Annotated in this window: 18 protein-coding genes and 2 tRNA genes; 5 read left to right on the top strand and 15 right to left on the bottom strand. The window is 60.0% G+C overall.

The window, feature by feature from the left end:
• Window positions 1-36: 36 nt before the first annotated feature.
• A complete protein-coding gene (locus ACGYLD_RS10555) occupies window positions 37-867 on the bottom strand; it encodes a 3-keto-5-aminohexanoate cleavage protein (protein WP_271692226.1) in 831 nt (276 codons plus the stop codon).
• 160 nt (window positions 868-1,027) lie between these two features.
• Between ACGYLD_RS10555 and ACGYLD_RS10550 the strand changes: the two genes are divergently transcribed.
• Window positions 1,028-2,086: a YaaC family protein gene (locus tag ACGYLD_RS10550; RefSeq protein WP_394402492.1), complete on the top strand. Its 1,059-nt coding sequence runs from the start codon at window positions 1,028-1,030 to the stop codon at window positions 2,084-2,086.
• Between the two features lie 188 nt (window positions 2,087-2,274).
• Here ACGYLD_RS10550 and lepA read toward each other — a convergent pair whose 3' ends face one another.
• Window positions 2,275-4,077, bottom strand: coding sequence for a translation elongation factor 4 (gene lepA / locus ACGYLD_RS10545; protein WP_271692230.1), 1,803 nt, complete (start codon window positions 4,075-4,077; stop codon window positions 2,275-2,277).
• A gap of 235 nt (window positions 4,078-4,312) precedes the next feature.
• Between lepA and ACGYLD_RS10540 the strand changes: the two genes are divergently transcribed.
• Window positions 4,313-4,654 carry a hypothetical protein gene (locus ACGYLD_RS10540; RefSeq protein ID WP_271692232.1) on the top strand — a complete coding sequence of 114 codons (342 nt, stop codon included), beginning with the start codon at window positions 4,313-4,315 and terminating at the stop codon, window positions 4,652-4,654.
• Window positions 4,655-4,658: 4 nt separating this feature from the next.
• On the opposite strand, the gene ACGYLD_RS10535 is transcribed toward ACGYLD_RS10540, so the two are convergent.
• The 7 genes from ACGYLD_RS10535 to ACGYLD_RS10505 form a co-directional block, all read right to left on the bottom strand.
• Window positions 4,659-5,120, bottom strand: a complete 462-nt coding sequence (locus tag ACGYLD_RS10535) for a low molecular weight phosphatase family protein (RefSeq protein WP_271692233.1) — start codon at window positions 5,118-5,120, stop codon at window positions 4,659-4,661.
• Window positions 5,121-5,624 (bottom strand): UPF0262 family protein, encoded by a 504-nt coding sequence (locus tag ACGYLD_RS10530; protein WP_269451601.1) that lies wholly within the window; start codon window positions 5,622-5,624, stop codon window positions 5,121-5,123.
• A 149-nt stretch (window positions 5,625-5,773) separates the two neighbouring features.
• Window positions 5,774-7,075 carry a histidinol dehydrogenase gene (hisD, locus tag ACGYLD_RS10525; protein ID WP_394402489.1) on the bottom strand — a complete coding sequence of 434 codons (1,302 nt, stop codon included), beginning with the start codon at window positions 7,073-7,075 and terminating at the stop codon, window positions 5,774-5,776.
• A 50-nt stretch (window positions 7,076-7,125) separates the two neighbouring features.
• Window positions 7,126-7,455 (bottom strand): hypothetical protein, encoded by a 330-nt coding sequence (locus ACGYLD_RS10520; RefSeq protein WP_168612798.1) that lies wholly within the window; start codon window positions 7,453-7,455, stop codon window positions 7,126-7,128.
• A 30-nt stretch (window positions 7,456-7,485) separates the two neighbouring features.
• Entirely contained in the window at window positions 7,486-7,956 is a 471-nt protein-coding gene (locus tag ACGYLD_RS10515) for a DUF2948 family protein (RefSeq protein ID WP_168612797.1), read from the bottom strand.
• Window positions 7,953-9,224 (bottom strand): UDP-N-acetylglucosamine 1-carboxyvinyltransferase, encoded by a 1,272-nt coding sequence (gene murA / locus ACGYLD_RS10510; protein ID WP_394402487.1) that lies wholly within the window; start codon window positions 9,222-9,224, stop codon window positions 7,953-7,955. Before murA ends, ACGYLD_RS10515 begins: the two co-directional genes overlap by 4 nt.
• A gap of 3 nt (window positions 9,225-9,227) precedes the next feature.
• A complete protein-coding gene (locus ACGYLD_RS10505) occupies window positions 9,228-9,404 on the bottom strand; it encodes a hypothetical protein (protein WP_168612795.1) in 177 nt (58 codons plus the stop codon).
• A gap of 85 nt (window positions 9,405-9,489) precedes the next feature.
• Here ACGYLD_RS10505 and ACGYLD_RS10500 point away from each other — a divergent pair.
• A tRNA-Thr gene (locus ACGYLD_RS10500) sits at window positions 9,490-9,564 on the top strand.
• 246 nt (window positions 9,565-9,810) lie between these two features.
• Here the strand turns inward: ACGYLD_RS10500 and ACGYLD_RS10495 are convergent.
• Window positions 9,811-10,332, bottom strand: coding sequence for a superoxide dismutase family protein (locus ACGYLD_RS10495; protein WP_394402485.1), 522 nt, complete (start codon window positions 10,330-10,332; stop codon window positions 9,811-9,813).
• Window positions 10,333-10,436: 104 nt separating this feature from the next.
• Between ACGYLD_RS10495 and ACGYLD_RS10490 the strand changes: the two genes are divergently transcribed.
• Window positions 10,437-10,513: transfer RNA gene (locus ACGYLD_RS10490), tRNA-Arg, on the top strand.
• Window positions 10,514-10,541: 28 nt separating this feature from the next.
• Here ACGYLD_RS10490 and ACGYLD_RS10485 read toward each other — a convergent pair.
• The 3 genes from ACGYLD_RS10485 to ACGYLD_RS10475 all read right to left on the bottom strand — a co-directional run bounded on the left by ACGYLD_RS10485 (window position 10,542) and on the right by ACGYLD_RS10475 (window position 14,203).
• Window positions 10,542-10,901 (bottom strand): response regulator, encoded by a 360-nt coding sequence (locus ACGYLD_RS10485; protein ID WP_394402483.1) that lies wholly within the window; start codon window positions 10,899-10,901, stop codon window positions 10,542-10,544.
• Window positions 10,902-10,907: 6 nt separating this feature from the next.
• Window positions 10,908-12,356 (bottom strand): histidine kinase dimerization/phosphoacceptor domain -containing protein, encoded by a 1,449-nt coding sequence (locus tag ACGYLD_RS10480; protein WP_394402480.1) that lies wholly within the window; start codon window positions 12,354-12,356, stop codon window positions 10,908-10,910.
• A 329-nt stretch (window positions 12,357-12,685) separates the two neighbouring features.
• The gene (locus tag ACGYLD_RS10475; RefSeq protein ID WP_394402477.1) at window positions 12,686-14,203 is read right to left on the bottom strand and encodes an MHYT domain-containing protein; all 1,518 of its coding nucleotides are present in this window, start codon (window positions 14,201-14,203) and stop codon (window positions 12,686-12,688) included.
• A 397-nt stretch (window positions 14,204-14,600) separates the two neighbouring features.
• Between ACGYLD_RS10475 and ACGYLD_RS10470 the strand changes: the two genes are divergently transcribed.
• Window positions 14,601-16,406, top strand: a complete 1,806-nt coding sequence (locus ACGYLD_RS10470; RefSeq protein WP_271692245.1) for a histidine kinase N-terminal 7TM domain-containing protein — start codon at window positions 14,601-14,603, stop codon at window positions 16,404-16,406.
• A gap of 15 nt (window positions 16,407-16,421) precedes the next feature.
• On the opposite strand, the gene ACGYLD_RS10465 is transcribed toward ACGYLD_RS10470, so the two are convergent.
• Both ACGYLD_RS10465 and ACGYLD_RS10460 read right to left on the bottom strand, forming a co-directional pair.
• Window positions 16,422-17,129, bottom strand: coding sequence for an SDR family oxidoreductase (locus tag ACGYLD_RS10465; RefSeq protein ID WP_271692247.1), 708 nt, complete (start codon window positions 17,127-17,129; stop codon window positions 16,422-16,424).
• Window positions 17,130-17,196: 67 nt separating this feature from the next.
• Window positions 17,197-17,916 (bottom strand): LuxR family transcriptional regulator, encoded by a 720-nt coding sequence (locus tag ACGYLD_RS10460; RefSeq protein WP_168612790.1) that lies wholly within the window; start codon window positions 17,914-17,916, stop codon window positions 17,197-17,199.
• Window positions 17,917-17,941: the final 25 nt, after the last annotated feature.

Raw genomic sequence — 17,941 nt, 5'->3', positions numbered from 1 at the left:
CCCGCATTTCAACGCGGCACCCGTTTCGCGGCAAGCCTATGAGGGGCGCAGGCCGAGAATCTCACGCGCTTGTGCAGCCGTGGCAACGGGGCGCTCATATTTCGCGCAGAGTTCCGCCGCGCGCTGGATCAGCGCCGCGTTGGAGGGCGCCAGCGTCTCGCGGTCCAGCCGCACGTTGTCCTCCAGCCCGGCCCGCGTATGCCCACCCGCCGCGATGGCCCATTCGTTCAGCACGATCTGGTTCGGCCCGATCCCGGCGGCACACCACTGCGCTTCGGGCGCCAAGCGGTTGAGCGTCTGGATGTAGAAATCAAAGGTCTCACGGTCCACCGGCATGGCGTTTTTCACGCCCATGACGAATTGCACATAGAGCTGGCCGGGGATGCGCCCGTCACGGTTCATCTCGGCGGCCTTGTGGATGTGGCTGAGATCGAAGGCTTCGATCTCGGGCTTGATCTCATGGGTTTTCATCTCCGAGGCCAGCCAATCGACCAATTCCGGCGGGTTCTCGTAAACCCGCGTCGGGAAGTTGTTGGACCCGACCGAGAGCGACGCCATGTCGGGCCGCAGCGGCAGCATCCCGCCCCGCTCCCGCCCCGCGCCCGAGCGCCCGCCGGTGGAGAACTGGATGATCATGCCCGGGCAATGTTTTTGCACGCCTTCCATCAGTCGCGCGAATTTTTCGGGATCGGAGGACGGAGTTTCATCGTCGTTGCGCACATGGGCGTGGCAGATCGAGGCTCCGGCCTCAAAGGCCGCATGAGTCGACTCGACCTGCTCAGCGATCGAGATCGGCACGGCGGGGTTGGCGGCTTTGGTGGGGACGGAGCCGGTGATGGCGACGCAGAGGATGCAGGGGGTGGTCATGGGTGGGGGTCCTGTGGCGGGGGTGTTTGGGGCGGAAGGTCGCATATGGTGGGGGCGGTGTACATTGGTTAGAGGTGCATTGCGTTCTTAAGGGGACGCCACGCCTGATCCGCTGGGTCAGCTCGCCAGCCTGCAACTTACTATTGAACTGTCAGAACTCATGCAGTTTAAAATTGCGAATGGGAAGAAACAATTAAAAATCAAAAATCGCCGTATCTGGATGCATAAGGGCGTCCTATCACCAGATTTTGAAAGTGAGCACGTTCTCTCAAGCAATCCTTGGCAGTATGTCGAGCTTTGGTTGAAGCGAGACAACAAAATTGAAGCTCTCGCCTATTGGCGGCAAGCGAGACGTTTTGCCGATGCATCGCTGAACCTTGGCCCCGAAGCCGCACCGCTGACTCTCTACTATTGCTATCTCAATGCGACGAAAGCACTTTTGGTAACGAAAGGCGTCGCCGCAAGCGATTCTCATGGCATACATGGCGATCGCCCTGAGGATGCAAAGAACATGCTGGCGAACGAACAAGTCAACTTTAAGTCAGGTGGCATCTTGCCAGGCTTGTGTCGGCACTTTGGCGAGTATGAAGAGAAGGCCAGTTATAACTTGAAGGATATTCTCTGGAATATCCCATTCATTCATAGGTCTTTCAGGCTCACCTTTCGCTCATCGAAAGAGCTTTTTATTCCGCTGGAGAAAGCAAGATACGTTGTAAAACCAAAATCGTCTGAGGCATACTTCGAGGCGGAAGTACTTCCTCGGTTTTCCGATCTACGTTCCCTAACAAGCATTCCAAGTTCGTTTGAGTGCTATGATGAGGGTGACGTCAAAATGGTTAGGCGCAAAAAGCCGTTTCGTTGGTACTCTGGCAAAGCGAAAGCCCCCACAAAGAGACGCGCAATTGAACGGTTGAAGCGCTACCATTCTACAACACGAAGAGCCGTTGTGCATATCAGCGGCAACCATGACCTCTGGTATCTGAAGCGCACCTACGCGACGAATTCTGTCGGACATAGGCATACATTAATCCTAATGTTTGCTGCTATGCATCGCTTAAGCGAGTTGTCTAGATATGATCCTGCCGGTTTCGATAGGCATCTCGCCGGACAAGCGAACTGGTTGCTAACAGAATTCATCGAGAATTCAGCTGATCAATTTGTTGATCAAATCGCAACGGAGATAACTGGCTGCCAATTCTGGCCCCCTAAAGTTCGCTGAAAAATGACAGCTAAAGGGCCTGCATCTCTTGTTTAGGCAAAATGCACTGTTTTTAGAGCTTCAATCGCTCTCTAAGAGCCTTTCCCGGGCCTAGGCCCCGGACCGACGGTCACCCAAACACAACCGAGCGGGAACGCGCATTGCTTCGCAATACGCTGCCTCCCGCGCGCACTGAAAATGGCCAGCTTTTAGCTGTCCATTTTCAGCGCGGAAATAAACGCCTCCTGCGGGATATCGACCTTCCCGAACTGGCGCATCTTCTTCTTACCGGCCTTCTGCTTCTCCAGCAGCTTCTTCTTCCGAGTGGCGTCGCCGCCGTAACACTTCGCCGTCACGTCCTTGCGCATCGCCGAGAGCGTCTCGCGCGCAATCACTTTGCCGCCGATGGCCGCCTGGATCGGGATCTTAAACATGTGGCGCGGGATCAGGTCTTTGAGCTTTTCCACCATCGCCCGGCCGCGCATCTCGGCGCGGTCGCGGTGCACCATGGTCGAAAGCGCATCCACCGGCTCGTCGTTCACGAGGATCTGCATCTTGACCAGATTGTCCTGACGGTAGCCGATCATCTGGTAGTCGAAGCTGGCGTAGCCCTTGGTCACGGACTTCAGCCGGTCGTAGAAATCGAACACCACTTCGTTCAGCGGCAGATCGTAAACCACCATCGCCCGCGAGCCGGCATAGGTCAGGTCTTCCTGAATCCCGCGGCGGTCCTGGCAAAGCTTCAGCACGTCGCCAAGGTAGTCGTCGGGGACGAGGATCGTCGCCTTGATCCGCGGCTCCTCCATGTGATCGACCAGCGTCATGTCGGGCATGTCGGCGGGGTTGTGCAGCTCTTGCATCTCCCCGTCCTTCATGTGGACGTGGTAGATCACCGAAGGCGCGGTGGTGATGAGGTCGATGTCATACTCGCGCTCGAGCCGGTCGCGGATCACCTCGAGGTGCAAAAGGCCAAGGAAGCCGCAGCGGAAGCCGAAGCCAAGCGCGGCGGAAGTCTCCATCTCGTAAGTGAAGGAGGCGTCGTTCAGGGCGAGTTTCTCGATCGCCTCGCGCATGTCCTCGAAATCGTTGGCGTCGACCGGGAAGAGGCCACAGAAGACCACCGGCACCGAGGGTTTGAAGCCCGGCAGCGCGGTTTCGCATTTGCGCTTCTCATGGGTGATCGTGTCGCCGACGCGGGTGTCACGCACCTGTTTGATAGACGCGTTGAGATAGCCGATCTCGCCGGGGCCGAGGCTCTCGACGCCGGTCATCTTGGGCCGGTATACGCCCACATCGTCCACGTCATAGGTGCCGCCGGTCTTAATCATGCGAATGCGGTCGCCCTTTTTCAGGGTGCCGTCGATAATACGGACGATACAGATGACGCCGAGGTATTGGTCATATTTACTGTCCACCAGCATCGCTTTCAGCGGCGCGTCGGGGTCGCCGCCCTTGGGCGCGGGCAGTTTGTTGACGATCGCTTCCAGCACGTCGGGAATGCCGACGCCGGTCTTGGCAGAGATCAGGCAGGCATCGGAGGCATCGATGCCGATCACATCCTCGATCTGTTCGCGTACGCGGTCGGGGTCAGAGGCGGGCAGGTCGACCTTGTTCAGCACCGGCACGATCTCATGATCCGCATCGATGGCGGTATAGACGTTGGCCAGCGTCTGCGCCTCGACGCCCTGGGTGGCGTCGACGACCAGAAGCGAGCCTTCGACCGCATGCATGGAGCGCGCGACCTCATAGGCAAAATCGACGTGTCCGGGCGTGTCGATCAGGTTCAGCACATAGGTCTTGCCGTCTTTCGCCGGGTATTCGATGCGGACGGTGTTGGCCTTGATGGTGATGCCCCGCTCCCGCTCGATATCCATGTTGTCCAGAAGCTGGCTTTGCATGTCGCGTTCGGCGACCGTGCCGGTGAGTTGGATCAACCGGTCGGCCAGCGTGGATTTGCCGTGGTCGATATGCGCCACGATGGAGAAATTGCGGATGTTTTCAAGCGGTGTCATGCAAGGGGATATGGCGCAGAGCCGCGCCTGCGTCAATTGGCCATGAACGCGCCCACGCCCCCTGCCCGCACGTCACGGCGCTTTATCGCGGTTCGAAGGGCGCAGCCCCCCAAAGGAGAATTGCGCGAAGCCCCGTTTTGCGGCATAGTGACGGGCAGAGCAGATCGGGCCGACAAGGGGAAAACCCCATGGTCCAGAACAATAGGGCAAATCAATGCGGACAGTTGCAAGTTTGATGGCGCTCGCCATCTTGGCGGGTTGTGGCGGATCACGTTATTCCAGCGATGCCGCCGTAGGACGTTTCTCCCCCACACCGGTTCTTTTCGCCACAGGGCCGATCCAAAAGGCATGTCTGGCCGATGGGCGCCGCGGCTCGAGCCATGCGCGCTGCGGCTGTGTGCAGGCGGTGGCGGATCAGACGCTGTCGCGCTCGGACCAGCGCCAAGGTGCCAAGATTTTCCGCGACCCGCACCGTTTGCAAGAAATGCGCCAATCCGACAACAAAAGCGACAACGCCTTCTGGAGCACATGGAAAGCCTTTGGCCAAAGCGCCGCGGCGGCCTGTTCCAACACCTGAACGCTCAGCTTTCGCTGAGCGGCGGGCCAAAGCGGTCAATCAGCCGTCCGACGATTTGATCGCGGGCGGCGCGAAACTGCGTGAGCTTGGCCTCGCGCCCCTCGCCCAGCCCCGTGGGGTCAAGGATCGGCCAATATTCCACGTCGAGATGATAGAACCGCGTCAGTTCCAGCGCCCGGCGCTGGCTGGCAGGGCTAAGCGCGATGACAAGATCGAATGAACCGAGGTCGTCGCCCCATTCCTCCATCTCATCGAAACTGCGGCTGCGGTGGCGGTCGAGCTCCACATCCAACTCTTTGCATACAGCGATGGAGAAACCGTCGATCTCCATATCGTTCTTGACGCCGACGGATTGGACATAGGTGCCGGTGCCGTAGAACTTCTTCATCAACCCCTCGGCCATGGGGGAGCGGACGGCGTTATGATCGCAGCAGAAGAGAACGGATTGAGGCAGCACCTGCGTCATTTATCCGCCGAAATGCAGAACGCAGATCAGGGTAAATAGCCGCCGCGCGGTGTCGGTGTCGATCTCGGCCTTGCCCGAGAGCCGCTCTTGCAGCACGCGGGAGCCTTCGTTGTGGATGCCGCGCCGGGCCATGTCGATCGTCTCGATCTGGCTGGGGGGCAGTTTCTTGACCGCTTCGAAATAGCTTTCGCAGATTTGGAAGTAATCTTTCACCACCTGCCGGAAGGGGCCGAGGGAGAGGTGGAATTCCGCTGCCTTTTCAGCCGCCTCGGTCTGCACGTCAAAGACCAGCCGTTTGTCGCGGATGGAGAGCGACAGATGGTAAGGCCCTTCGGGCACCGGCCCCTTTTCGCGTTCGGGCAGGATGAAACTGTTCTCTTCCAGCAGATCGAACATGGCCACCTTACGCTCCTGATCGATCTCGGGCGTGGGGGGCGGCATGTTCGCGTCATCAAGCGCGATATGGGTGATGCGGGTCATCGGCGCATCCTTTTTGCTGGCGATACCCTTTCGTGGATAGCGCAGCGGTGGGGAGGGGGCAATGCGCGAGAGCACGCGCGCCCGCGATTGCGCCTCGCCAGCGCATTTGACGATACGTCAGAAGCATCGGCAGGGCCGAGAGCGCGCAGGCGGGGGCAGCGCTGCCCCCTGCCCTAGTCGTTGAGTTTGCGCAGACGCGCGGTGACCGACAGGCCGTGCGCCTCAAGGCTCTCGGACTGGGCCAGTCGCTCTGCCGCGGGGCCGATGGCCTTGAGCGCCTCGAGCGACATCTGCGCCAGCGTCGTCCGCTTCATGAAATCCAGCACCGACAGGCCAGAGGAGAAACGCGCCGAGCGCGCCGTGGGCAGAACGTGGTTTGGCCCACCGACGTAATCGCCAATCGCCTCGGGCGTCCATTGGCCAAGGAAAATCGCCCCGGCATGGGTGATCTTGTCCGACAGCGCCTTCGGGTCCGCCACGCAAAGCTCAAGGTGCTCCGGCGCGATGCGGTTGCTGAGGGCGGCGGCGGCATCGAGGTCCGGCACGGTGATGATCGCCCCATTGTCGCGCCAGCTTGCACCTGCGATGGCGCGGCGTTCGAGGGTGAGCAGACGTTTCTCAACCGCCTTTTCCACAGCGTGGGCAAAGGCAGGGTCGGTGGTGATCAGGATGCTCTGCGCGCTCTCGTCATGTTCGGCTTGACTGAGCAGATCAAGGGCGATGAAATCGGGATCATTCTCTCCATCGGCGATGACGAGGATCTCGGATGGCCCCGCGATCATATCGATGCCGACCTTACCGAAAACGCGGCGTTTAGCGGCGGCGACGAAAGCGTTGCCGGGGCCGGTGATCTTGTCCACCGGGGGGATCGTTTCGGTGCCATAGGCCAGCGCCGCCACGGCCTGCGCGCCGCCGATGCGGTAAATCTCATCCACCCCGGCGATGCGGGCGGCCAGCAGTACAAGCGGGTTCAGCACGCCATCGGGCGTCGGCACAACCATCGCCAGTCGCGCCACCCCCGCCACTTTGGCCGGGACCGCGTTCATCAACACCGAAGACGGGTAGCTCGCCAACCCGCCAGGTACATAGAGGCCCGCGGCGGAAACCGGCGTCCAGCGCCAGCCCAAGGTCGCGCCATCAGGGTCGGTCCACTCCGCATCCTCTGGCAATTGCCGGGCGTGATAGGCGCGGATGCGGTCGGCGGCGAGTTCCAGCGCCTTGCGGTCTTCGGGGGAGACTTCGGCCACGGCGGCGTCGACCTCTTCCGCGCTGATGCGCAGGGTCTCGGCGGTCAGGGTCACGCGGTCGAATTTCTGCGACAGGTCGATCACGGCGGCATCGCCACGGGCGCGCACATCGGCGATGATCTCGGCCACCACGGCATCGACATCGGGGCTGTCCTCGCGTTTGGCGTTCAGCAGTTTGTCAAAAGCCGCTTCGAAATCGGCAGCGGAGGCATCGAGCGTGACAGGCATGGGTTCAAGCTTTCGTAGAGGGGCCGCCGCGCAGGGCTGGCCCAAAAATGTTAAGACGCCTGCGGGCGGCGCAGGCTCGGCTCGGCCCGCAGGCCCGCGGTTTTAGAGGTGGCAGCGGGGGCGGAGCGCTGCGCCAGTCGCATGGCGCGGGTGTCTTGCGCATTGTCGAAGATCGCGCGCGCCACCTGCGCCACCAAAATGGCGGAGAGGCCGCCCGAGACCAGCGCAAGCGGCACGACCAGGGTCGCGACAGAGAGCGACGCGATGAGTTGCGCCGCGCCCAAGACGCAGCCCAAGAGGATCAGCGCCCAACCGGACACCTCGGTCAGCAGCGCGGTGATCCGGCCCCGGGTAAATCTATTCTGTTTCAGTTCAGGCATCTTGCGATCCTTGCCCGCCATGCGGCGGCGTCACTCAGGGTGAACGGGCCGTTTCTTGGACGGGGCGACATAGGGGCGGGTCACGTCCTTGAGCGTCACCTCAAGCGCTTCGACCTCTAGCCGGATCGCGCCATCTCCGGCCAATGTCAGCGTCACATGGCCCGAGGGCGCGTCGCCCTCTTCAAACGCGATATCCAGCAGCGACAGAATCGTATCGGCATCGCCCTGCGGCACACCTTGGCTGGCGACACGTTGAACGTTGTTGAACATCAGCACCGATTGCACCCGCTCGGGCGCATGACGCGCCGCCCCCGTATCCTCATGCCGCAAACGGTTCAGCAGCAGCGCAAAGCGCGCGCCCGCGCGGTGCCAGCGCATTTCGGAGGCGGGAAAGACCGCGTCTTGGGTCAGCGAGGCGATCACCGTCAGATCATCGGCATCCAGAGCACCGAGGTTCAGCGGCGCTTCGCGGCCATCTTCGAAACGTGCATCTTCGGTCATTTGTCGCTGATCCTTTCGATATCCGCCCCAACGCCGCGCAGTTTGGAGACCACATGCTCATAGCCGCGATCAAGGTGGTAGACCCGGCTGACCGTGGTCTCTCCAGTGGCGGCCAACCCGGCGAGGATGAGGGAAATCGACGCCCGCAGATCGGTCGCCATAACCGGCGCCCCTTTGAGCTTTTCGACACCGGTGACCTTGGCCGTACCACCCTGCACATCAATCCGCGCACCCATGCGTATCAGCTCCGGCGCGTGCATGAAGCGATTCTCAAAAATCTTTTCTTCCAGAACCGAGGTGCCTTCGGCGGTGCAGAGCAGCGCCATCATCTGCGCCTGAAGATCGGTCGGAAAGCCGGGGAACGGCTCTGTGGTGACATCCACTGCCGAAATCCGCCCTTTGCGCCGTGCGACCTTGAGGCCCGCTTCAGTCTCACTCACGTCGATACCCGCAGCGTCGAGCTTTTCGCAAAACGCCTCCAGCAGGTCGATTCGCCCGCCCAGAAGCTCAACCTCACCGCCGCAGAAGGCGGGGGCCAGCATATAGGTGCCAAGCTCGATCCGGTCGGTCACGACCTTATGGGTGGCGCCATGCAGGCTGTCGACGCCCTGAATGGTGATGCTGGAGGTGCCGTCGCCTTCGATCTGCGCGCCCATGGCCCGCAGACAATCCGCCAGATCGACGATCTCAGGCTCGCGCGCGGCGTTGTTGATGACGGTGGTGCCCTTGGCAAGGGTCGCGGCCATCAAGATATTCTCGGTCGCCCCGACAGAGGCAAAGGGGAAGTCGATCACCGCCCCCTTCAGTTTACCGCCCGCAGCCTTGGCATGAAGATAGCCGTCCCGCAGGTCGATCTCCGCCCCCATCTTGGCCAGACCGTCGGTGTGAATGTCCATCGGGCGCGCACCAATCGCGCAGCCGCCGGGGAGCGAGACTTCGGCATGGCCTTCGCGCGCCAAAAGCGGCCCCAAGACCAGATTCGACGCGCGCATCTTGCGCACGATGTCATATTCGGCCCGTGTATTGATCTCCCCATGGCTTGCCATGGTGATGACCTTACCGTCTTGCATCGCGGCCACTTCGGCGCCGAGAGACTGCAAAAGCTGCGTCATCGTGCGAATATCGCTCAGACGCGGCGCATTGGTCAGCGTCAGCGGCTCTTCGCTCAGCAATGTGGCGGGCATCAGCGCCAGACAGGCGTTTTTAGCACCCGCGATGGGAATTTGCCCGTTGAGCGCACCGCCGCCCCTGACCAGAATGGAATCCATCGTTCAGCTGTCCTTTTCCGGCCCCTCGGGGCCATTGCCTGTATCCTGCGCCACATCCTCGGCACGCGCGCGCGCCTGCGCCTTGCGCCGCGCCATATTTGCCTTAAGCGCAGCCTTCAGCCGCGCCTCCCGCGCAGAGGGTGTTTTCGCGTTCTTTTCCGGGGCGTTTTGCTTTGCCATGCCGCCTATCTAGCGCAGGGGGCAAGAAGGGTCCAGATCAGGGGTTGCGCCCCCTTTCGATTGCGGCTAATCACCCGCCCACGGCGCTGCTGTAGCTCAGAGGTAGAGCACTCCCTTGGTAAGGGAGAGGTCGAGAGTTCAATTCTCTCCAGCAGCACCATTAACCTTCCTTATGGCCGGATATGTCACGTCTAGCACTCGTGCTGGTCTCTCGACTTACGCCCGACGCTACGCATCAGTCTGAGTGCGAGAGTTCAATTCTCTCCAGCAGCACCATTAATCTTCCTTGTTTCCAACTATGCCTCGCAAGAGCGATGGTCCCTCGACACCTCAAGCACCCTTACAGATCGAATCGACACCCCCGCCCCGATAACCTGGGACGAAGGTGCCAAAAATTCACATCAAATTACGACGCCTCAAACACACCACAAGCAATACGCGAACCCGCGTCGCCCGATGGCTGCGATTCGTAATCGTCTGCGCCGCTGTGAATGATGAAGGCCGCACCGTCCTCATCTTTGATCATGGTCTCGATATCGAGCAGGTCGAGAAAGACTTCGGCTTCCAGCACCCCATCTTCACCGACGACCATATTGGGCATATCACCGGGATGCGGCCCACCTTCGACGAGCACACCGTGCTTGCGGTCCCCCGCGATATGACCACCGGCGGATTTGAAATCCTCGGCCGAACAATCACCGGTCTCATGCAGGTGCACGCCGTGGGTACCCGCAGGCACGCCGGTCACGTCGATCTTGACCAAGGTGCGGCCCGATGCGGTCGTGTTCAGCGAAACATTGCCTGAAATATCGTTCGAATTGCCCGCGACCTGAGCCGTCGCCGCCGTTTGCATATGGCTTTCGGCCTGCGCCGCCACGGCGCCTGTTGTGGCCAAAGCGGTCCCGAGTAGGATATTGCGCAGATACATGGCTTCCTCCTTTGGGTTATATGTCCGATGACGGCTCAACCCACCCGGCCCGCGTCGGGTTCCTCTTGATGCAGGGCGAGGCTTGCCCCTATAAGCGGCCGAGTGCTCCCTTAGCTCAGCTGGATAGAGCAGCCGACTTCTAATCGGCAGGCCGAGGGTTCGAATCCTTCAGGGAGCGCCACTTTCCTCTACGCCTAGACCCTCTACACCTAGGCGTGCGAAAAATCCTCGATCGCCGCGGCGATCAGATGCGGAAAGGTCGGTTTGCCAAGCATGGCGACAGGCTCAAGCGCGCTTAGCCGCTGCTGGGTGAGATCGTCCAGATTGCCGCTCATGAAGACGCAGCGGATGTTGTGTTCCGCCAGCAGCCACTGCGCCACCTCTTCACCGGAATCGCCATTGGCGAGCCGCAGGTCCATGAAGGCCAGATCGGGCCGGGTCTGCGCCACCACCTCTCGGCAGGTTGCGAAATCCTTGACCGGGCCAAAGACGGAATGTTGAAGCTGTTCGAGCTGCATCTGAAGGTCCAAGGCAATCAAGAATTCGTCTTCGACAATCAGAATATTCACCGGGCATCACCCCGCGGGCATGGGAACCTCAATTTCAACGCAATAACCATGCTCTGTTGCCCTCTTATCCATCGTCGCCCCAAGCTGGCCGACAATGCCCGCCACGATCTTCGAACCGAGACCGACCCTACCTACACTCTCCGCGTTGCCGATCCCATCGTCCGACACCGTTAACGTCAAAAGGTCTCCCTCTTGATGCAAACGAACATCAACCCTGCCCTGTTCCCGCGCGACGAAGGCATGTTTATGCGCGTTGGTCACAAGCTCATTGATCAGCAGCGCAAGGTTGATGGCCAAATCGGTCGGCACGGTGACCGACGGCGCATCGACGACAGTCTCGATCTGCTTACTGTCGGTTTCGGTACTGGCTGAAAGGAAATCGACAAGCTGCGGGATGTATTCACCGACATCCACATGGGTAACGTTATGCGATTTATAGATAAGTTCATGGACCGAGCTTACCGCATGCACCCGGAGCGAGGCCTGTTGCAGGCTGTGTTTGACAGATGCATCGTCCACCGACGCAGCCTCAAGACGCAGAATGCTCGACACCAGATGCAGGCTGTTCTTGATCCGGTGGTTCACATCGCCAAGCAGTGTTTCCTTCTGCTTAAGAAGCTTGTCACGCTCGGTCAGGGTCTTCTGCAAGATCTCTTCGCGCTTCTTGGAATGGGTCAGATCGAGGGTGGCACCGATGAACCGCGCGGGCTTGTCATGTTCGAAAAGAACTTCACCACGCGTGTTCAGCCACCGGGTTTCCCCATTGGGCAAGACGATCCGATAATCGGCGTTCACCGTGGCATCATTGGCCATCGTTTCGCCCAAGCTTTGGTTCACATGCGCCAGATCATCTGGATGGATACGCCGGAACAGCTTGGCCATGGGGATTGTCCCCTCGGTATCGGCATAGCCGAAAAGATTGGCCAATTCCTGCGAGATATTCGCGGTCCCCGTCTGAAGGTCCAACTCGCCATAGCCGATCCCCGACACCTGCTTAGCTAGATTGAGCCGTATCGCCTGATCACGGCGACCGATAAATTCCGAGGTGACATCCTCGACATGGTGGATCAGCGCGATCAGCTTGCCATCTTCGAACACGGGCGTGTTCAACGGTTGCCAATATTTCTCTTCAAAGGCCCCGTCGGCGCTGTCGCGAATGGGAATATTGTACTTCTGCACGGCCATGCGGTGCTGTTTGCCCGTGGCGGCGACGATCTCAAGCGATTTGCCCAGATTATTGGTGCCATCTGCCGTCGCGTCGGAAGGGTCATCCGGGAAAGCGTCGAACAGATGTTTCCCGACGAGGTCCTCCGCTTTTGACCCGGTGATGAATAGGTACCGGTCATTCACGTCGATAATCTTCAAATCGGTATCTAGAACGAGATACCCATGGGGGGATGCCGCAAAAATTGCAGATCTCGACACGCTACCGTTCGCCGATCTTTCACCACCCATATTCTTCCCTATAAACTTCCTTCAATCCCTCTGGCCACCATATCCCCTTAACTTTGAACAGAAAAGCGCAGCCTCCTTGATATAAGTTAAGCAGCGATATGGCGACGCGCCGCAGCAAATGATGGACCGCTCAATTATTCGGCAAGCTAAGAACTCAGGTAATGAATGACGCGCATAAATGGCGCGTCTTTTTACGATTGGCGCTTTTGCGCCTCTATTCAAGCCGCAGCACCCTGAGGCGTGCCAATTGAATTAAAACCGCGCGCATTCGCTTACTCGATTGGCGTATTCAGAGGAAGAGACCCCGCCCCGAATTGGGAAGGGGCCGATCACGCGGCCACAAGCGCTTCCTCTGCCGCGATTTCCGAGGCGCAGAGGGGCAGATCGACGGTGAACTTCGTCCCGATGCCAACGGTGCTCTCTACCCGGATGTCCCCCTCATGCGCGGCGGCGAGCTTTTTGCTAATCGCAAGACCAAGACCAGTGCCGCCATCGGCGCTTTTGTTGGCTGTTTCCGCTTGAATGAAGGCTTGGAAAATCCGCTGCAAATCCTCCGCCGGCATCCCGCAACCATTGTCTTCGACCTCAAGCCGGCATGTATCGCCGACCTGCTTGGCGCGCATGCGAATGCTGGAGGCCGAAGAGAACTTCAGCGCGTTGCCCAAGAGATTGATCAGGATCTGTTTGCAGCGCCCCCGGTCGGCGAAAACGTCAAATTCATCATATTCGATTTCCAGCATCGCCTGTTTTTCCTTGGCCAGCCCCTGAAATTGCTCTGCCAATTCGGCCAGCAAATCGCCCGCCGCAAAAGAGGTTCTGTTGAGCTTCACGGAATTCAATTCAATGCTCGTATAGTCAAGCAGCTCATTGATGATGGTCAGCAGATGGTCGCCCGCCGATTTGATACGCCCGCCGTAGCGCTCTGTCTGGTCGCCCAACTCATCGAAATGCACCTTTGAGATCGGCTCGTTCGGTTTCAGCTTGGCCATGGTATGGCCTTTGAGGTTGGTCAGGAAGCTGGCGTAGCCGTTGATGATGGTCAGCGGCGTGCTCAGCTCATGGCTCAGAACGCTCATGAACTCCGACTTGGCGCGGCTGGCATCGCGGGCCTCATCCCGCGCTTGGCGCAGCTCGACGATGTTCTCCATCCGGGTGCGGTTTTCGATGAAATAGGTGAAAAGCCCGCCCATTACGATCATCGCAGCCGTCCCCGCGATGACCATCGCCAGCAATCTGAATTCATCCGGGTTGCTATGACCGGTCAAACAGGTCGGCGTCACGTGAAAGGCGGCCATGCCGGTGAAATGCAGCCCGATGATCGCCAGCGCAAAGCTGCCCGTCATCTTGCCCGTGGCGTATTTCCCGTTTTGCGCGCCAAAGAACAAGGCCACAGTCGATAGCACCATGGCCAGCAGAACCGAGGCGACGAGATAGGTCTTGTCCCAAAAGATGACCCCCTCGATCCGATAGGCGACCATCCCGGTGTAATGCATGGCCGAGATCGACAGCCCCAAGATCACCCCGCCAATCACGGTCGTGACCCTCTGACGGAACATCCCCGCGATCAAAATGCCGACCGTAGAGCCGATAATCGCGATCAACAGCGACACGAAGGTTAGCCCGAAATCAAAGCTTACCGGCGCGTCAGGCTGATAGGCCAACATAGCGATGAAATGCGTGCACCAGATGGCGATGCCCGAGGTCACGGCGGTCAGGAAATACCAAAGTAACGCCTGCCGCGGCTTCTGTTTGAGCGCATGCCGGTAAAGGTTTGCGATTACCCAGCTGCCGAATACGCACAAGAGCGCGGCAAGCAAGACCAGCATCATATCATGGTCAGAGTGCATAGAATGAGCCACTGTCAGCATTATTAAACCTCAAGATAATGAGGCAAGTGTTGCGCAAGGATTGCGTCGAAACAGTGTTCGAGTGCGTTCTTTTTGGCGGTAATTTCATCTGATGAAACTCCAGTCCGGCCCAAAGGGCGCAGGCGGCACGCCAACCGATGGACCGCCGCCCTCCCCTGCCGTTGAGGGCGCCGCGATCCCCGTTCTAAGCGCCCTTTCGCCCCGGCCCGGGCGGGGAATCACAGCGAGCAAACCACGGGGATGGCGGTACTAAAAAGAGCGATTCACATCCAAGGGTTGCATTTACCGGCCATAATACGTCACTACAGCGCCAAACTTGCGCCGTATTTTAATGCTGGTCTGCGCACATTCATTTTGGTTCATAGGTATTTCCGCCATGCTAACGTGTTTCCAAGGGCTGATGCTCGACCCGGTCTATTGGACCGTGCTCGCCGTCAGCACGATCGCCGCAGCTGTCGCCTTTTGGACGCTCAAGTTCCAAGAGTTCCATGGCAAAATTTACTATGCGCTCACCTTTTTGGGGATGATCTGGACCCTGATGATGGTCGGGGCCGAAGCGGCAACGCCCGCCTACGACTGCCAGATGCAACAGGCGCAGCTTGCGTGGCTGGGGCATGGGCTGGTGCCGGTGGCGTGGTCTTTCTTTATCTTCGAATATGTCGGCCCCTCCAGCCGGTCGCGCGGGTGGGTGAGCCTTCTGGCCCTGATTGCCGTGCCGCTTGCGGCCTTCGGCCTTGCCGCGACGAACGATTGGCACCACCTGATCTATACCGCCGAGACCGCGCTTCAGCCGGGCGACGATCAGATCACCTTTGAACATGGGCCGGGGTATTTCCTCGTTCTTGCGGTGCTCTATTGCTTCGTGATGGCGACGCTCATCGGGCTGGGCCGGGCGTTCTTTCGCGCGAAACGGGCCGCTTGGCCGCTGCTGACGATGCTGGTGGTGATCACGCTGATCCCATTGGGCGCGAACGCGGCCTATGCGCTGCTTGGTTTTACTGTCGTCGGCCTTGATCCGACCGCCTTCATGTTCACCTTGGGCATTTTCGCCTTCTCGTGGCTCTTGGTGACCAACAAGACGATGGACATGCCCTCGGTCGGGCAATCGACCCTGTTTGATACGATGAGCGAACCGCTCATCCTATTGGACGCGCGGCGGCAGGTTGTCCGCTCGAACGCCGCGGCCAAGCGCAGCCGGCTTTTGGCGGATCCGACTTTGGGCCACGATCTGATCGCCGGGATCGAAGCGCAGACGGCCCAGAACGCCTCGGCCCATATTTCCTGCAACGAACGGCTTTATGAGCCGCGCGTTCAGCCCATCGAAAACCCCCTCGCCCCCGCAGGCCCCGCCATCGGCTGGAGCGTTACTTTCGTCGATGTCACCGACCGGATCGCCACCACCACGGCGCTAGAGCGCGCGTTGAAAGAGGCGGATGAGGCGAACCGCGCCAAAGATGAATTCATCTCAGTCGTCAGCCATGAGCTGCGCACGCCGCTGACCTCATTGAAAGGCGGCTTGGCTTTGGCCCTCAGCGGCAAGCTGGGAGAGATCAAAGGCCCGCTGCGCTCCTCGCTCGACATTGCCCATCGCAACGGGGTGCGCCTGTCGCGGTTGGTCGATAATATCCTGCTGGTGCAAAAGCTTGAGGTGCAGGCGCTTTCGCTCGAATGGCTGCCGGTCGACCTGCCCGCCCTGCTCCGCGAAAGCATCGAAGAAAACCGCATGTATGCCCATGAGCGCGGCGTGCGGCTGGATATCGGCAGTGTCGGCCAGCCCGCCGTTGTCTTGGGCGATGCCTTTGCCATCCGGCAGGTCGTCGACAACCTGATCTCGAACGCGGTGAAATTCTCAAATGTGGGCGACACGGTCGAGGGCACGCTGACCACCAACAACGGGCGCGTGCGGGTCTCGATCCGCGATCATGGGCGCGGCATTCCCGAGGGGATGGAGGAAAAGGTCTTTGGCCGCTTCGGGCAGCTTGACGACGACGGGCAGAAATCGACCCAAGGCTCCGGCCTCGGCCTGCATATCTCCCGCCAACTGGCGCGGCAGATGGCGGGGGATCTGTTTTACGAAAGCGAAGTAGGCGTCGGATCGACCTTCCACGTCGAATTCGGCATCGGGGCCGAGGCAGAGACCGCCCAGCAAGCGGCCCCAAGCGCGCTGCAAAGCACCGATTAAGCCCCGCGCCTGCGCTTAAAGTTCGATACGGATATCGTGGATCCACAGTTTCGGCGGACGGGACAGGACAAAGACCACCACATCGGCCAGATCATCCGGCTCGGTGAAAATATGGTTCGGCACGTCCTCTCCGGCCTTGGCGAACATGCCGGTATTGGTGCCCGACTGATACAGCCCGCCCACCCGCACGCCGGTGTTTTCCTCATCCGCCTTCAGCACCTCGGTAAAACCGCGCACGCCGTATTTCGTGGCCGTATAGACCGACTGCCCCGCCTGCGCCACGACACCGGATTTGGAGACGACATTGAGGATGATCGCCTCGTCATTGTCGCGCAGCGCGGGCAGCGTGGCCTGTGTCATCTGCATCAGGCCGGTCAGGTTCGTCTGCACCGTGGCCTGCACCATCTCGCGCGCAATCGTGTCGAGCGGCCCTGCCTTGTGCCAAATCCCTGCGTTGTTGATCAGGATGTCCAAGCCGCCAAAACGGTCCACCACCTGCGCGGCGGTCTGGTCGATCGCCGAAGGGTCTTGCAGATCGCAGGTCAGCCCCACCGCCTCTGCCGCGCCAGCGGCTCGGCAGGCTTCGGCCACGGCCTGAAGACGTGTCTCATCCCGGCCCAGAATGGCCAGCCGCGCACCCGTCTCTGCCAGTTTCAGACAGATGTGGCGCCCGATCCCGTCGCTGCCGCCGGTGACCAAAATACGTTTGTCGCGCAGTTCCATATCGCTCTCCTATGTTGCGGGCGGCTTACCGCGCGGCGAAGCCGCCGCCAAGCCCTGCCCCGCCCGGTCAGATCGTGATGATCTGCGCACGGATCGCCTTGGCCACCGCATGGGTCTTGTTGGTCACGTCCAGCTTGGCGCAGGCGTTATAAAGGTGATGGTTCACCGTGCTGGCCGCCACCGTCATGATCTGCGCCGTCTCCCATGCCGTTTTGCCCACCGCGGCCCATTTCAGCACTTCCTTCTCACGGTTGCTCAGCCGTGGCCCCGGCGCGGCGGGGGCGATATCCGCCACCATATCGCTTTGGATCAGACAGCCCAGATAGATCGCATCGGCGATGATCCCGCGCTTGTACTTGCGCCATTCGTGAATGCGCAGGTCAGAGTTCAGCGTCAGCACCGCTTTGCCATGTGCGTGGTCCCGAATGGGGATCGACACACCGTTCTGGCGCACGCCGAACTCCATCGCCTCGCCAAAGAAATTGCGCGTGGTCCGGTCGACCTTGGGCAGCTCGCTCCAATCCACCGGCAGGGTACCTTCGAGGGATTTGTCGACCACCGGGTCGATCAGATGGTAGTTTTCCTCTTGGTAGCGCGTCAGCCAAGCGGGATCATAGGTCGAGTGAATGACCGGATCACTGCCACTGGCGCCGGTCTTGTGAAACCCCAGATAGGACAGGTTGTTCAGCCCCATATCCTGCGCCAAGACCTGCAACATCTCGGCGGGTTTGATGTCGGGGCGCTGTTCTTTCAATAGGAGGTAGCGGTCGGAAAGCGGTGTCACCATAGGGCGGCGTTCAAAAGCTCATGTG

Origin of the sequence: Sulfitobacter sp. 1A12056, from assembly GCF_043558125.1 — a bacterium.
Lineage (GTDB): Bacteria > Pseudomonadota > Alphaproteobacteria > Rhodobacterales > Rhodobacteraceae > Sulfitobacter > Sulfitobacter faviae.
Note: the sequence above shows the minus strand (reverse complement) of the source record. Positions and strands in the feature narration are given on the sequence as shown.

What these genes read in the sequence shown, in the direction of transcription:
- ACGYLD_RS10555 (WP_271692226.1), bottom strand. Translation starts at nt 867, where the DNA reads ATGACCACCCCCTGCATCCTCTGCGTCGCCATCACCGGCTCCGTCCCC.
- ACGYLD_RS10550 (WP_394402492.1), top strand. Translation starts at nt 1,028, where the DNA reads ATGCAGTTTAAAATTGCGAATGGGAAGAAACAATTAAAAATCAAAAAT.
- lepA (WP_271692230.1), bottom strand. Translation starts at nt 4,077, where the DNA reads ATGACACCGCTTGAAAACATCCGCAATTTCTCCATCGTGGCGCATATC.
- ACGYLD_RS10540 (WP_271692232.1), top strand. Translation starts at nt 4,313, where the DNA reads ATGGCGCTCGCCATCTTGGCGGGTTGTGGCGGATCACGTTATTCCAGC.
- ACGYLD_RS10535 (WP_271692233.1), bottom strand. Translation starts at nt 5,120, where the DNA reads ATGACGCAGGTGCTGCCTCAATCCGTTCTCTTCTGCTGCGATCATAAC.
- hisD (WP_394402489.1), bottom strand. Translation starts at nt 7,075, where the DNA reads ATGCCTGTCACGCTCGATGCCTCCGCTGCCGATTTCGAAGCGGCTTTT.
- ACGYLD_RS10520 (WP_168612798.1), bottom strand. Translation starts at nt 7,455, where the DNA reads ATGCCTGAACTGAAACAGAATAGATTTACCCGGGGCCGGATCACCGCG.
- ACGYLD_RS10515 (WP_168612797.1), bottom strand. Translation starts at nt 7,956, where the DNA reads ATGACCGAAGATGCACGTTTCGAAGATGGCCGCGAAGCGCCGCTGAAC.
- murA (WP_394402487.1), bottom strand. Translation starts at nt 9,224, where the DNA reads ATGGATTCCATTCTGGTCAGGGGCGGCGGTGCGCTCAACGGGCAAATT.
- ACGYLD_RS10505 (WP_168612795.1), bottom strand. Translation starts at nt 9,404, where the DNA reads ATGGCAAAGCAAAACGCCCCGGAAAAGAACGCGAAAACACCCTCTGCG.
- ACGYLD_RS10495 (WP_394402485.1), bottom strand. Translation starts at nt 10,332, where the DNA reads ATGTATCTGCGCAATATCCTACTCGGGACCGCTTTGGCCACAACAGGC.
- ACGYLD_RS10480 (WP_394402480.1), bottom strand. Translation starts at nt 12,356, where the DNA reads ATGGGTGGTGAAAGATCGGCGAACGGTAGCGTGTCGAGATCTGCAATT.
- ACGYLD_RS10475 (WP_394402477.1), bottom strand. Translation starts at nt 14,203, where the DNA reads ATGCACTCTGACCATGATATGATGCTGGTCTTGCTTGCCGCGCTCTTG.
- ACGYLD_RS10470 (WP_271692245.1), top strand. Translation starts at nt 14,601, where the DNA reads ATGCTAACGTGTTTCCAAGGGCTGATGCTCGACCCGGTCTATTGGACC.
- ACGYLD_RS10465 (WP_271692247.1), bottom strand. Translation starts at nt 17,129, where the DNA reads ATGGAACTGCGCGACAAACGTATTTTGGTCACCGGCGGCAGCGACGGG.
- ACGYLD_RS10460 (WP_168612790.1), bottom strand. Translation starts at nt 17,916, where the DNA reads ATGGTGACACCGCTTTCCGACCGCTACCTCCTATTGAAAGAACAGCGC.